Below are 14030 nucleotides of genomic sequence, written 5' to 3' on the forward strand. Positions count from 1 at the left end.
GCTTGATTTCCGGAGGGCGAGATGGAATTGAGTTCCGACAGTCACGTCCCCAAATACGCGCAGATTGCCGATATCTTTCGCCAGCGGATTGCGCGCGGTGTCTGGAGTCAAGGTTTTCGCCTGCCGGCCAACGAGGATCTGGCGGCCGAGTTCGGCGTCTCGCGCGTCACCATCAGGCAGGCCGTTGAGTTGCTCGCCCGCGACGGTGTCATTGAGGCGCAGCAAGGCCGCGGCACCTTCGTCACCGGGACTGTACGACAGGACCGCTGGCTCAAGGTCGAGACCACACTGTCCGATCTCGCGGACATGTACCGCGACACCTCGCCGGAGATCATCAACATCTCGGAAAGCCGGAGCGATGCGCCGTTGCTTCCAGAAGACGGCAAGCCGGCCGAGAAATATGTCTTCATGCGCCGTCTGCACTCGCGCCAGAAGCAGCCTTATTGCGTCATTTCCATCTATCTCGATGAGAAGATCTTTCGCAGGTCTCCCAAGCGCTTTCGCAACGAGACGGTGATCCCGATCCTCAACGATCTCAGGGATCCGGCGATCGCCAGCGCCCGCCAGACATTGACCATCGGAACCGCGGACATCGAGGCGGCGCGGCTGCTACGCGTGCCTTTGAATTCGCCGGTCGCCGAAGTCCGCCGTGTCTTCACGGCGAGCGATCGCACCGTGATCTATCTCGGTGAAGTCACCTATCGCGGCGATTTTGTGCGGATCGATATGGATCTAAGGCCATAGCGCGCAAGCATCACCGCGAAAACAGCTCCTGGTTCCGGCGTTCGAGCTCTTCCCCATAGGTGCGCAGCACATGGGATTCGCTTAAGGTACCAATCGTGACGCGGTGGTCGGCACGGTCAATGACCGCGAGGACGTCGGCTTCGCTCCGTTCAAAGGCCTTCAGGATCTCGCGAACCGACGTGGTCGGAAGCAGGTACTCATCCTGCTGCTGGGCCAGCGACCCGAGCGGATCGTCGTCCCGATTGGTGACGGAATGCAGCGTCGCCGCCGCAACGATGCCGGCATAGCTGCCGTTCGGATCGCGCAGCACGACCTGTCGGACCTGGGCCGGCGAGAACAGCTTCTGCGCCTCGCCGATCGGCATTGTCGTCAGTGCATTCTCGAAGTCGGCGCGCATCAGGGAGGCCGCGCTCATCTGACGGACCCAGCCGATGTCCTGCGGACCGCGGATCACCTCGCCGCGCAGGTGGAAGCGCCATGTCGCAAAACTGTAGCCGAACAACTCGCGGACGATGAGCGCGCAGACCGATGATGCGACCACCGCCCCGACGGTCACGGAGAAATCGCCAGTGATTTCGAGCGCGAGACAAACCATGCTGAACGGTGCGCCCAGTACGCCGGTTCCGAGTGCGGCGAGAGCCGCGATGGCGGCCGTGCCGGGCTGAAGCGCGAGCGTGGGGAAGGGGCCGGTCAGCACGACGCTGTAGAGCTGGCCGATCAGCGCGCCGAGCAGCAGCGAGGCGAAGAACAGTCCGCCGCGAAAGCCGGAGCCGAGCGAGACGGCCGATGCCAGGATCTTGAGCACGATGGTCGTCGTGAGCAGGAGCCAGCTCGGATTGCTGACCAGCAGGATTTGCATTGCGCCGTGGCCGGCGCCGAGCACGGTCGGCGTCAGCAGGGCGAGGCCGCCGAGCAGCAGACCGCCGAGGATCGGGCGCACGAAGCCGCTGAAAAGCGTGACCCGCTGAAAGCAACGTTCGGAAAATGCGACCGCGAGCATGACGAGGATGCTGACGAATGCGCAAATGATGCCGATCAGCACGGTCTGTCCGATCATCTCGACGGACACGGGCGATGGGAAGCCCGGCACCATCAGAAAGGACTGATGCGTCAACCCCCGCGCCACCAGCCAGGCCGTGACGGCGCTGGCGATGACGGGCACGAGGGCGGCCGAGGTGTAGGCTCCCAGCACGACCTCGAAGGCATAGAAGGCGCCGGCCAGTGGAGCCGAAAAGGCTGCGCTGATCGCCCCCGCCGCGCCGCAGGCCACCAACAGCCGCATGTCGTTGCGGCGGGCGGCGAGGCGCTGGCCGACATGGGAGCCAAACATCGAGCAGATTTGCGTGTATCCCGCTTCCAGTCCGACCGATCCGCCGAACCCGTTGGACAGCAGAGTCTGGATCGAGATCAGCAGGCTGCCGCGGAACGACACCCGGCCGCCATAGAGCGCGTTGGCTTCGATCGCGTCAGCGAGCTGCTGTCCCTTGACGCGCCGCGCGAAGTACAGCCCGATCAGCGCCAGGACCAGGCCGCCAACTGCCGGGATCAGCAGCGTGCGCTGCCAGGAAATCACGCCGGTGGCGCTCAGATGTGCGTCGAGGGGAATGTCGAACAGCAGCGCGTGCGAAGCCTGGCTGAGGCCCGAGATCGCGGCAACGAGGACGCCGCTCAGCAACCCGACGACAATGCCGACCAGCACGAGGCCGGTCTCGCGATTGCGCACGAAATTGCGCAAGAACTGCGGCAACAGACGGGTGCCGGGAGCAGGGGCCGGCTTCGCGGCATTTGTCGCCAGCGTCATCCTATGCCGAATCCCGCAGCTGCCCGGTGCGCACGACACGGAAGCCGGTCGTGCCCGACGAGCCGACCGGCGCGTTCGGGTTTCGCGCTGCGAAGCGGTGGCGGCTGCCGTGGGACTCGAGGCAGGATTCACCGCGCGTCGAGCGGTTCGGTGCAGGCTCGCGATTCAAGGGGACTCCCGACGGTGCGAGGCGGTCCTCGTACCATTCCCAAACATTTCCGGCGACATTATGCAGGCCGTATCCGTTGGTTTCCTGGCTCATCCGGCAAGAAACCCGCCATCCACCGCGACGACGGTGCCGGTCGCATATTGTGATGCCGGCATGCAGAGGAATGCGACGGCTCCCGCAATGTCCTCCGGCTGACCCCAGCGCTTGAACGCGGTGCGGTCGGCGATGCGCTGATAGTGCGCGCGATCGGTGCGGCCGGCCGCATTGATCGCCGTTTCGATATAGCCGGGCGCAACCGCATTGACCCGGATGCCTTGCTCGGCCCATGCCAACGCGAGCGCCTTGGTCAGCATCACGACACCGCCCTTGCTGGCGCAATAAGCCGGGATTCGCGGCAGCGCCAAGGTCGCGTTCATCGAGGCAAGATTGACGATCGAGCCCTTGCTCTCGGTGAGAAGCGGGCGGAACGCCATGCAGGTTCGAAAAGTGCCCGTGAGATTGACGTCGAGCACCTTCATGAAGGTCTCGATCTCGTATTCCTTGTCGCGGGCGAGGATTCCCGCGCAGTTGACCAGCGCATCGACGCGCTTTTGCTGTCGGGCAAAAGAAGCGACAGCGTCGTCGTTCGTGACGTCGAGCGTCGCGAGTGTGAGGCCGGCGCGCGATTTCAGCAAAGTGCGCGCCAGATCGGTCTCGTTGGCCGCCGTTGCGGTCACTGTCGCGCCGAGGTCGCAAAACTGATTGCTGATTGCGGCGCCAATGTCGCCGGCGCCGCCGATCACCACGGCATGGAAGTCGGACGCAAGAGAGAAGTTTGAGCGCATTGGAGGGGTCTCGCTTCAGGATTTGAGAGGGGGAGCCGTCGATTCACGGACCACCAGGGAGAAGTCGATCTCGCGATGCATGATGGTCTGCTCGCCGGCGAGGCTGCGCACCAGATATTCCCCGGCGCGCTGCCAGGTTTCTCCGGTCGGTACGTGGATCGTGGTCAGGCTCGGCCGCAAGTGGCGGCTCCAGTCGAGATCGTCGAAGCCGACCACCGACAGGTCACGCGGCACCGAAAATCCATCGCGCTCCGCCTCGAGCAACACGCCGTAGGCGATCACATCGTTGCCGCAGACGACGGCGGTCGGACGATCCTTCAGGTTGAGGAGATAGCGGGCCGCTTCGCGCGCGTCATCCAGCGTGTAGGGCACCTCGACATGCCATTGCGGCGGAAGCTCCAGGCCGTTCTCGGTGAGCGCGCGGCGAAAGCCGGCGACGCGAGCGCTGGCGCGGTCGTTGTTGCGCTGGAGCGCCGAGACGATCCCGATGCGGCGGTGGCCAAGCTCGATGACATGCGCAGCGGCGCGATGGGCGGCCGCTTCGTTGTTGGTTCCGACGCACGGGTGGGGTCGATCAGGCTGGTAGATGCCGACATTGATGAAGGGAACCGCGTTGTCCGCAAGCAACTTGCGCAGTCCCTCGTGATGGCAATCACCGCGCAGCACAAGTCCATCGACGCCGCGGCTGATCAAATTGCGCGCTTGCTGCAATTCGACGTCGAGATCGTAGCCGCTCGTGGTGAGAAACAGCATGTATCCGACCGAGGAGAGATACTGCTGCAGCGAGGCGATGCCGCGCGCGAACATCGTGTTGTCGATGGTCGGAACGATCGCGCCAAGCGTGCGCGAGCGCCGTGACGACAGGATGCGCGCCGGCGCATGCGGAATGTAGCCGAGCGCGTCGATGGCCTGTTCGATGCGCGCCCGCAGGGAAGGGCTCACCGCATCGGGATTGTTGAGCGCGCGCGACACCGAGGCCGTTGAGACGCCGGCACGGGCTGCGACGGCGCGGATGCCCTGTTTCACGGATTTGGCGTTGGTCAATCGCATCAATGTAACGTTACATTCGATGGGGCAAGCCGCGTGCAGCGGTAATCTCGTAAATTTGCCGTAGAATATCCGGTTTGTCCATTGCTTGACACAACCGATGTGAGGTCTAAATTGTAACCGTTTTCAAGCCGCGTTCAAAATGGCCCGCCAGCTTAAGGCGGCCAGCCGGGAGGAGAGTTCGATGAAGGTCAGGATGCTCGCGACGCACGTCGCGTTGCCCGTTCTCGCGATTGTCGCCGTCAGCGCGCAGGCTCATGCGGCCGATTTCGACTGGATGAAGTTCAAGGGCAGGACCGTGACCTTTCTCGCCAATAACAATCCGGTCGCGCAGGCGCTGCTGACCTACAAGGCCGATTTCGAGAAGCTGACCGGCATGACCCTGAAGGTCGACGGCTATCAGGAACAGCAGATGCGCCAGCGTCTGGTCACCGTCATGAATGCGAACAGCGACGAGGTCGACGTGTTCATGACGCTGCCTTCGCGCGAGGGCGAGCAGTTCGCCGCCGCCGGCTGGTACGGCGATCTCACTGCGATGGCCAAGAACGAGGTGGCCAAGGAATACGACCCGGCCGGGTTGAGCCAGGCTCTGCTCAAGGCCGCGACCTTCGGCGGCAAGCTGACCAGCATGCCGATGAACATCGAAGGTCCGATCTTCTATTACCGCACCGACATCTTCAAGAAGTGCGGCATTGAGGCGCCGAAGACCATCAAGGATGTCGAGGCGGCGGCCGAGAAGATCAAGACCTGCGACAGCGCTGTCACGCCCTTTGTCTCGCGTGGCCTCAAGCCCGCGGTCGCCTACACCTTCAGCAACATGCTGCACAACATCGGAGGCAGCTACATCGCAGGCGGCAAGTCGAACCTCTGCTCGGCCGAGGGCAAGGAAGCACTCGACAGCTATAGCCGGCTGCTGCGCGACTTCGGTCCGCCGGGTGTGGTCAACTACAGCTTCCAGCAGATTTCGGCGCTCTACCGCAGCGGCCGCGCCGCGATGGCATTCGAATCCTCGAACGAGTTGCGCACGGTGATGGAGGGCGGCGCGCGCCTGAAGGACACCGGCCTGTTGCCGTTCCCGGCAGGCGAGGCCGGCCAGGTGCCGACCACGATCGGCTGGGGCATGGCGGTGTCTTCGCACAGCAAGCAGCCGGACGCGGCCTGGTACTTCGTGCAGTGGGCAACCAGCCCCGAGGTGCAGAAGAAAATGGCGCTCCAGGGTATTGCCCCGCCGCGGCCGTCGGTTGCCAAGGATCCTGAGTACCGCAAATGGATCGACGAGGAACCCGTCCGCAAGGAATGGCAGGCTGCGCTCGATGTGCTGGCCACGAAGGGCTCCTCCGAGGTCGGCTATCCCATCATCGCCAACCCGGAATCACGCGAGTTCATCGGCCAGGCCGTGCAGGATCTGATCCTGAAGCAGAAGCCGATCGACCAGGCCTGTGCTGATGCCGACAAGGCGCTCGATGCGCTGATCGCCCAGAAGTAACCGCCTGATACTGGCAGGCTTATGCCTGCCGGCTCCTCACTCTCAAGGAAACGGACGCATGTCGGACGCGGCTGCGACACTCACGCAGGACCGGCAGAAGCTGGAAATGGCGACGCTCTCGGCGCCGGCCGTGATCTTCACGGTCGCGATGATCGCGTTTCCGGTCGTCTATACGATCTGGCTCGGCTTCCAGACATTCTCCTCGACCGGCAAGCAGTCCTTCGCGGGCCTCGCCAATTACTCAAAGCTGATCTCCGACTACGAGTTTTGGCACGGACTCTGGATCACCATAGCGCTCTATGTGCTATCGTTGGTGCTCCAGCTCGTCTTTGGCGTGTGGCTGGCTCTGGTGTTGTTTCACGCCAGGCGCCTGCCGGGAATCGTGCGCTCGCTGTTCATCTCCCCATTCATGATGCCGCCGGTGGTGGCGGGCATGATGTGGCTGGTGATCCTTGATCCCTCGCTGGGCGCGGCCAACTACATCCTCCAGTCGCTCGGCCTGCCGCCGTCGGACTGGCTGGCGTCGCCGACCTGGGTTATCCCGACCGTCGCTCTGATCGACAGCTGGCAGTGGACGCCTTACGTCGCCTTGATCGTGTTGGGCGGCCTGCAATCGCTGCCGCCGAGTGTCTACGAGGCCGCGCAGATCGACGGGGCATCGCCGTTCAAGACCTTCCAGCGCATCACGCTGCCGCTGCTGCTGCCGACCATCGTCACCGCGGCCATCCTGCGCAGCGTCGATCTCCTGCGCTTCTTCGACATCATCTACATCACCACCCAGGGCGGCCCCGGCAACGCTTCGAACACGCTCAACATCTACGGCTTCCGGGTGGGTTTCGAGTTCTTCAACATCGGTTACGCCAGCGCCCTGATGCTGACGCTGACGGCGATCGTGTTCGGCGCCGTGCTCGCCTTCAACCGCCTGCGCGGCGCCGTGGCGTGGTGATGTCATGACGGATGCTGCCAACACCGACCGCTGGATCCGCTGGCTCAACACCGTGCAGCTCGTGCTCGCCGGCGTGCTCATCATGGCGCCGACGGTCTGGATGGTGTTGTCCTCGTTCAAGCCGTCGTTCGAGGTCACCGCCTATCCGCCGACGCTGATCTTCACGCCGACGCTCGACAATTATGTCGAGCTGACCAAGACCACGCCGTTCCTCAGCTATGCGCTCAACAGCCTCATCGTCACCGTCGGCTCGACGGCGCTCGGCTTACTGTTCGGCATCCCCGCCGCTTTCGCCGTCTCCTGGACACGGATCTCATGGCCCGCGATTTTGACGCTCGCGGCGCGCATGGCGCCGGGCACGCTGTTCCTGCTGCCGTGGTACGTCATGTTCCGGCAGGTCGGGATGATCGGCTCCTACACGGCGCTGATCCTGAGCCACGCGGTCATCACACTGCCGATCGTGATCTGGGTGCTGCTGCCATCCTTCGACGGCATCCCGCGCAGCGTCTTCGAGGCGGCGCAGGTCGACGGATGCAGCGTCACGCGCATCCTCTGGCGCATCGCGCTGCCGCTGGTGGCGTCCGGCGTCGCCGTCTCGGCGATCCTCGCCTTCGTCTTCTCATGGAACTACTTCCTGTTTGCGCTAGTGCTCTCCAACGGCGACACCAAGACGCTGATCGCGGCGGCCTTCAATTTCATCGGCGAAGGCTCGACGCAATGGGGCGCTCTCATGGCCGCGGCGACGCTGATCGCGTTGCCGCCGCTGGTGCTGGCTGCCCTGGTGCAGCGCTGGCTGGTGTCCGGACTGACGCTCGGCGCGGTGAAAGGCTAGGTATCTGATGAACGTATCACCCCGTCCGAATTCGATCATGCAGGCCGCGGTCTTCCACGGCGGCGACCGCATCACCATCGAGCGCGTGGCAATGCCTGACGCCGGCACAGGTGAAGTGCTCGTGCGCGTTTCGCGCACCGCGCTGTGCGGTTCGGACTTCAAGCTCTGGCATAAAGGCGCAGAGTTCACCGCCGGCCATGAGATCTTTGGCGTGGTCGAGCAGCCCGGTCACCGGCTGCATGGTCGCCGCTGTGCCGTCTATATTCCACTCCACTGCGACCATTGCGCGGCCTGCAAGCGCGGCGATACCCAGATGTGCCTGGAGGTCTCCAGCCTGATCGGCTGGAACCGGCCGGGCGGCTACGCCGAATACGTGCCGGTGCCGGAAAATTGCCTGCTGCCGGTGCCCGATGACATCGAGGACAGCCTTGCGCCGCTCCTGCTCGACACCATCGGCACGTCGGGTCACGCCGTGCGCTTCGTCAGCCGCGTGGTGCCGCCAGGTGAGGCCGGATCTGTCCTTGTCATGGGCGCCGGGCCGGTCGGTCTCGGCGTCGTGCTGGCGCTCCGTGCGCTCGGCTACAACGACATCTACGTTGCCGACCCCAATGCGACGCGGTTGAAGATCGCGCAATCCTTCGGCGCGAAGGCGCATCCCGTGGGCGACACCTCGAGGCGCTTTGCTCTCATCATGGAATGCTCCGGCGCGCATGCGGCGCGCAACCTCGGCATCGAGCTTGTCCTGCCGCGCGGCGCGCTGGTGCTGGTCGGCGAGAACGCCGCGCCCTGGACCATCGAGGAGGGCAAGGTGTTCCGCCGCAAGGACTTCTACATGATCCGGACCTTCTACTTTCCGGTCTCGGATTTCGAGCCGAACATCGAGCTGCTGCGCAAGTTCAAGGACGAATACCGCGTCCTCGTCGACGGCGAGTTCGGCCTGTCGGCCCTGCCTGAGAATTTCGCCCGCTTTGCCAGGGGCGAGCTGATCAAGCCGGTACTGGCGCTGGATTAAGCGATCATGGCCTCGATCTCGATCCGCAACCTCGTCAAGCGCTACGGCAGTTTCACTGTGATCCCCAATCTCAATCTGGAGATCGCGGACCATGAATTCGTCGTCTTCGTGGGGCCGTCCGGCTGTGGCAAGTCGACCCTGCTGCGAATCATTGCGGGTCTCGAGCCGATCACGTCGGGTGACCTCTACATCGGCGACAAGCGCGTCAACGGCGTGCAAGCTGCACAGCGCGACATCGCGATGGTGTTCCAGGACTACGCGCTCTATCCGCACATGCGCGTCTACGACAATATGTCGTTCGCATTGGAGCTGCGGGGAACGCCAAAGGCGGAGATCGATGCGCGCGTGAAGCGTGCCGCCGCACTCCTGCACATCGAGCCCTATCTCGATCGCAAGCCGAAGCAGCTCTCCGGCGGACAGCGCCAGCGCGTCGCCATGGGCCGTGCGATCGTGCGCAATCCCAAGGCGTTCCTGTTCGACGAGCCGTTGTCCAACCTCGACGCAAAACTGCGCGGACAGGTGCGGGCCGAGATCAAGGCGCTATCGCAGGAGCTCAAGACCACCATGGTTTTCGTGACCCATGACCAGATCGAGGCCATGACGATGGCTGACCGGATCGTGGTGCTCCAGAACGGGACGATCCAGCAATACGACACGCCGGAGACGGTCTACGAGCGGCCGGCCAACCAGTTCGTCGCCGGCTTCATCGGCTCGCCCGCCATGAACTTCTTCCCGGTCGAATGGCGTGAGGAGCGCGCGATCCTTTCGCAAGGCGCAACGGGGGTGCCGCTGGACGGTGAGGCCGCAAGCCGCCTGCAGCAGGCGGGAAATGCCGTGCTCGGCATCCGTCCTGAACATTTTGCCGTCACGACCGATGCGGCGGACGGCATCGCCATCAACGTCAAGCTGGTCGAGCCGCTCGGCTCGGATACGCTGATCCATTTCGATCTCGCCGGCGTCTCCGCGATCGCAAGGGTCGATCCGTCGTTGCGACCAAAGCCCGGCGATCGCCTCAGCTTGCGGCCGCAGCCGGGCAAGACGCATTTGTTCGATGCAGCGAACGGGCAGGTCTTGCGGTGAGCGCGTCGGCGAACATAGCAGCTCTTTCGGCGCTCGCGGATGTGGCGACGGGAGCCAGGGGCGTCCAGATGATCTGCCTTGGGCTATCCGCGCTCGATCAGGTCTGGCGCGTCGATCGGCTCTTTGCGGGCAACAGCGAGAAGATAAAGGCCATCGACTACGGTACCCTTGGCGGCGGAATGGCCGCCAATGCCGCGGTTGCGGTCGCACGGCTCGGTGCCTCCGTCGCGTTCTGGGGGCGGGCAGGGGACGATGCCGCCGGGCACGAGATGCGGTCGGCTTTTGCGGCCGAAGGTGTCGACGTCGAGAATTTCCGGCTGTTTCCCGATGGCCGCTCATCGGTCTCGGGGATCATTGTCGACAGTTCGGGCGAGCGGCAGATCGTGAACTTCCGTGGTCTGTTTCCGGAAGCGGCCGATTGGCTTCCGCTTGAAGCCGTCGCTCGCGCATCCTCGGTGCTGGCCGATCCGCGCTGGGTGGAGGGCGCCGCGACGCTGTTTCGCGAGGCGCGTGCGCGCGGCATTCCGACGGTGCTCGACGGCGACATGGCTGATGCCGAGGTATTCGAGCGACTGCTGCCCCTGACCGACCACGCGATCTTCTCCGAGCCTGCGCTCGCTTCTTTCGCCGGATCTGCCAAAGACGAATCTCTCGCAGCACTGGCGCGCTTCGGCTGCAGTGTCATCGCGGTCACGCGCGGCGAGGGCGGCGTCAGTTGGTACGGGAATGGCCAGCTGCACCGGCACGCCGCCTATGCCGTCGATGTCGTCGATACCACCGGCGCCGGCGACGTCTTCCATGGCGCCTATGCCCTTGCGATCGGCGTCGGCCTCGATGTGCGCAACGCCATGGCGTTTTCTGCAGCCACGGCCGCGATGAAATGTCGCCACGCCGGTGGCCGCAACGGAATCCCCACCATCAACGACTGTCTTGCATTCATGAGGACGAAGCCATGAGAACGATTGGAAAGAACCGCGGGCTGGGCCGCCTTGCTGACGCGGAAGGCCACTTTCGCATGGTCGCGCTGGATCAGCGGCCGCCGCTGTTCGATGCCATTGCGAAGGCGAAGGGAATCACGCGGGATCAGGTCGAATATTCCGACGTCACGGCGGCCAAGCGGCTCCTCGTGGAGAACCTCGCACCGCATTGCAGCTCGATGTTGTTCGACCCGAATTTTGCCGTGCCCGCAGCGATCGATCTGTTGCCGCCGCGCTGCGGCCTGATCATGACGCTGGAGGAGCATCGCGTCGAGGAGACCGCGGGCGGTCGCAAGTCGCGCGCGATCGCCAACTGGAGTGTGGAGAAAATTCGCGCCATGGGCGGCGACGCCGTCAAGGTGCTGGCCTGGTATCGGCCGGATGCGGACGCCGCGGTCAACGAGCATCAGAAGCGCTTCGTGCGCGAGATTGGCGAGGAGTGCGCCCGCCACGACGTTCCCTATGTTCTTGAACTGCTGGTCTATCCGTTCCTTGGCAGCGCCAATCACACCGCCGATTATGTGGAATCGCCCGGCAAGCTGCCGAGCCTCGTCATCGATAGCGTGCGCGAGTTTGCCAAGCCCGAATACGGCGTCGATCTCCTGAAGCTTGAGAGTCCCCTCGCGGCCAACAGCCTGCCGGCCCGTGACGGCAGCGCCGAAGCCAAGGCCGCGCAGAAGGAATTCGATGCAATCGGCGATATCTGCCGCGAGCGGAGCATTCCCTGGGTCCTGCTGTCGGGCGGCGCCGCGCCGGAAAAATTCGAACGCGTCCTCGACTTCGCCTATGCCGCGGGCGCGGGCGGTTTCCTGGCCGGTCGCACCATCTGGCTCGATGCCGTCCTGAAGAATTTCCCGGACCTTGGGGCGGTTTCGGCGAGCCTGCGCAAGGACGGCCTCGGCGTGCTTGAGCGGCTCAACAAGCTGACGACGGCCAAGGGTACGCCGTGGAAGGCGCGCTTTCCGGTATTCACTGACATCAAGCAGGAGGGTGACTTCGCGCGCGCCTATTGAAACGGTGACGGCTCCACGTGTTTTGGTGGGCCCGGCAGGACTCGAACGTGCAACCAGACCGTTGTGAGCGGCGGAGCAAGATCAGCTTCATTGATCTAGCTGCACCATGCTTGAGTTCGATGGCGTTCGTCGCGCTTTGGTGAGGTCGTTTTCTGGCGCGAAACCGGTGCGGTTCGCGGCAATGGCGGATTTCGGCCGAAGCTGAGGCTGCTCGCGCGCCCAATCGCTTTGTTGAACGTTCAGTAAAGTCGTATACTAAACATGCTGGCTGCGGCTGACCTTCCGGCTTCCCTGTTATCGGGACGGACCGAATTGCGTCCTCCGGACCAGGTCGGCAATCGTTGTTCGCCGCATTCGCTGCAATTATGGGGAAATTTGCTGCATTGCAAACGTCGACGCTTGCGCGTGCGAGCGTCGGGAATATTTTCGCCAAGGTCGCGAGAACCGGCTTGACGGGCCAAAAAATTTAGTACTACGTTTAGTAATACAAAAAACTAAACATCGCGCATCGAGCGCCGATGTGCAGGAGGAGCCCAAGCCATGCCGGAGCCGTCTCCGGCAGCGGTCCGTCTCGTCCTTCACTCATCGCTCCTCAAACTCGGTTTCAGGGTCTTGGCGTCGCTCCGGCAGGGCGCGCTGAGCGGGTTGGACGCTTCAACGAGAGAGGAAACGGATATGCGGACATTCAATTGGCTGAGAAGCTCAGCGGCCACCACGGTTCTCGGGGCGGCGCTGCTGTGGATATTTGGCGGAGGCGAAGCCGCGGCCCAGGGTAAGCAGCTCACGCTGTGCTGGGCGGCATGGGATCCGGCCAACGCGCTGGTCGAACTCGGCAAGGATTTCACCAAGCAATCCGGCATCGAGATGAAGTACGAGTTTGTCCCCTGGACGAGCTACGCGGATCGCTTCCTCAACGAGCTCAACTCCCACGGCAAGCTCTGCGACCTGATCATCGGCGACAGCCAGTGGATCGGCGGCGCCGCCGAGAACAAGTGGTACGTCAAGCTCAACGATTTCTTCGACAAAGAGCACATCTCGATGGATGACTTTGTCCCGGCGACCGTTGTCGGTTATTCGCAGTGGCCGAAGAATTCGGCGAACTACTGGGCGCTGCCGGCGATGGCCGACGCCGTGGGCTGGACCTATCGCAAGGACTGGTTCTCGCGGCCCGACATTCAGTCGGCTTTCAAGGCCAAGTACGGTCGTGACCTGGCGCCGCCGAAAACCTATGACGAGTTGAAGCAGGTCGCGGAGTTCTTCCAGGGCCGCGAGATCGACGGCAAGAAGGTCTACGGCGCCTACATCTTCACCGAGCGCGGCTCCGAAGGCATCACGATGGGCGTGACCAACGTCCTCTACAATTACGGCTTCAGCTACGACAATCCGAAGAAGCCGTACCAGATGCAGGGCATCGTCAATTCCGCCGAGGCGGCCAAGGGGCTCGAATTCTACAAGGAGCTCTACAAGTGCTGCACCGCGCCGGGCATGACCAACGCCTACATGCAGGAAGGGCTCGATGCCTTCAAGTCGGGCCAGGTGGCGATGCAGATGAACTGGTTCGCCTTCTTCCCCGGCCTCTACAAGGATCCGAATGTGGGCGGCGACAAGATCGGCTTCTTCGTCAATCCGGCTGGCCCGAACGGGCACTTCACCCAGCTCGGCGGACAAGGCATCTCGGTGGTTGCGACCTCCGACCGCAAGGACGACGCGCTCGCCTATATCAAGTGGTTCGCGCAGCCCGCCGTGCAGCAGAAATGGTGGCAGATCGGCGGCTACTCGGCGCTCAAGGCGGTGGTCGACGCGCCGGACTTCCCGAAGAGCGCGGCGTTCGCGCCGCAATTCCTGGAGTCGATGGGTATCGTCAAGGACTTCTGGGCCGAGCCGTCCTACGCCCAGCTGCTGCTTGATATGCAGAAGCGGGTGCACGACTACGTCGTCGCCGACAAGGGCACGGCGCAGCAGGCGCTCGATCTCCTGGTCAAGGACTGGACCAAGGTGTTCAAGGAACAGGGCAAGCAAGTCGCCTCGCAATAGCCCGAACGCCGCGTCCCAACTGAACTGGCTTCCCCGAGGTCAGCCTCGGGGAAGACGAACCAGCC

13 protein-coding genes are annotated in these 14030 nt (G+C 63.6%); 9 read left to right on the top strand and 4 right to left on the bottom strand.

The genetic code is table 11. The annotated features are described in order from the left end of the window. Window positions 1-21: 21 nt before the first annotated feature. Entirely contained in the window at window positions 22-744 is a 723-nt protein-coding gene (locus J2R80_RS17255; protein ID WP_028335658.1) for a GntR family transcriptional regulator, read from the top strand. Window positions 745-754: 10 nt separating this feature from the next. Here the strand turns inward: J2R80_RS17255 and J2R80_RS17260 are convergent, their stop codons facing one another. Genes J2R80_RS17260 through J2R80_RS17275 form a run of 4 tightly spaced genes read right to left on the bottom strand, consistent with a single transcriptional unit; the run spans window position 755 to window position 4588 of the window. Then, entirely contained in the window at window positions 755-2545 is a 1791-nt protein-coding gene (locus tag J2R80_RS17260) for a chloride channel protein (RefSeq protein ID WP_092086040.1), read from the bottom strand. Between the two features lies 1 nt (window position 2546). Then, on the bottom strand, window positions 2547-2807 hold the full coding sequence (locus J2R80_RS17265; protein WP_057021025.1) for an SUMF1/EgtB/PvdO family nonheme iron enzyme: 261 nt from the start codon (window positions 2805-2807) through the stop codon (window positions 2547-2549). Next, a complete protein-coding gene (locus J2R80_RS17270; RefSeq protein WP_057021024.1) occupies window positions 2804-3538 on the bottom strand; it encodes an SDR family NAD(P)-dependent oxidoreductase in 735 nt (244 codons plus the stop codon). The genes J2R80_RS17265 and J2R80_RS17270 overlap by 4 nt, the downstream gene beginning before the upstream one ends. Before the next feature lie 15 nt (window positions 3539-3553). Beyond that, a complete protein-coding gene (locus tag J2R80_RS17275; RefSeq protein ID WP_057021071.1) occupies window positions 3554-4588 on the bottom strand; it encodes a LacI family DNA-binding transcriptional regulator in 1035 nt (344 codons plus the stop codon). Window positions 4589-4769: 181 nt separating this feature from the next. Between J2R80_RS17275 and J2R80_RS17280 the strand changes: the two genes are divergently transcribed. From J2R80_RS17280 to J2R80_RS17315, 8 genes are all read left to right on the top strand, one after another. After that, window positions 4770-6071, top strand: coding sequence for an ABC transporter substrate-binding protein (locus tag J2R80_RS17280; RefSeq protein WP_253638982.1), 1302 nt, complete (start codon window positions 4770-4772; stop codon window positions 6069-6071). 58 nt (window positions 6072-6129) lie between these two features. Further along, window positions 6130-7017: a carbohydrate ABC transporter permease gene (locus J2R80_RS17285; protein ID WP_253625748.1), complete on the top strand. Its 888-nt coding sequence runs from the start codon at window positions 6130-6132 to the stop codon at window positions 7015-7017. Window positions 7018-7021: 4 nt separating this feature from the next. After that, window positions 7022-7849, top strand: a complete 828-nt coding sequence (locus tag J2R80_RS17290) for a carbohydrate ABC transporter permease (protein WP_028335651.1) — start codon at window positions 7022-7024, stop codon at window positions 7847-7849. A gap of 7 nt (window positions 7850-7856) precedes the next feature. After that, window positions 7857-8861, top strand: a complete 1005-nt coding sequence (locus J2R80_RS17295) for a zinc-binding dehydrogenase (protein WP_253638983.1) — start codon at window positions 7857-7859, stop codon at window positions 8859-8861. A 6-nt stretch (window positions 8862-8867) separates the two neighbouring features. After that, the gene (locus tag J2R80_RS17300; protein ID WP_253638984.1) at window positions 8868-9941 is read left to right on the top strand and encodes an ABC transporter ATP-binding protein; all 1074 of its coding nucleotides are present in this window, start codon (window positions 8868-8870) and stop codon (window positions 9939-9941) included. A 68-nt stretch (window positions 9942-10009) separates the two neighbouring features. Beyond that, entirely contained in the window at window positions 10010-10897 is an 888-nt protein-coding gene (locus J2R80_RS17305) for a sugar kinase (protein ID WP_253638985.1), read from the top strand. After that, the gene (locus tag J2R80_RS17310; RefSeq protein WP_076823861.1) at window positions 10894-11931 is read left to right on the top strand and encodes a tagatose 1,6-diphosphate aldolase; all 1038 of its coding nucleotides are present in this window, start codon (window positions 10894-10896) and stop codon (window positions 11929-11931) included. Before J2R80_RS17305 ends, J2R80_RS17310 begins: the two co-directional genes overlap by 4 nt. Before the next feature lie 675 nt (window positions 11932-12606). Beyond that, window positions 12607-13965 (top strand): ABC transporter substrate-binding protein, encoded by a 1359-nt coding sequence (locus J2R80_RS17315; RefSeq protein WP_253638986.1) that lies wholly within the window; start codon window positions 12607-12609, stop codon window positions 13963-13965. Window positions 13966-14030: the final 65 nt, after the last annotated feature.

Origin of the sequence: Bradyrhizobium sp. USDA 4541 (genome assembly GCF_024171085.1) — a bacterium.
GTDB classification, from domain to species: Bacteria; Pseudomonadota; Alphaproteobacteria; order Rhizobiales; family Xanthobacteraceae; genus Bradyrhizobium; species Bradyrhizobium australafricanum.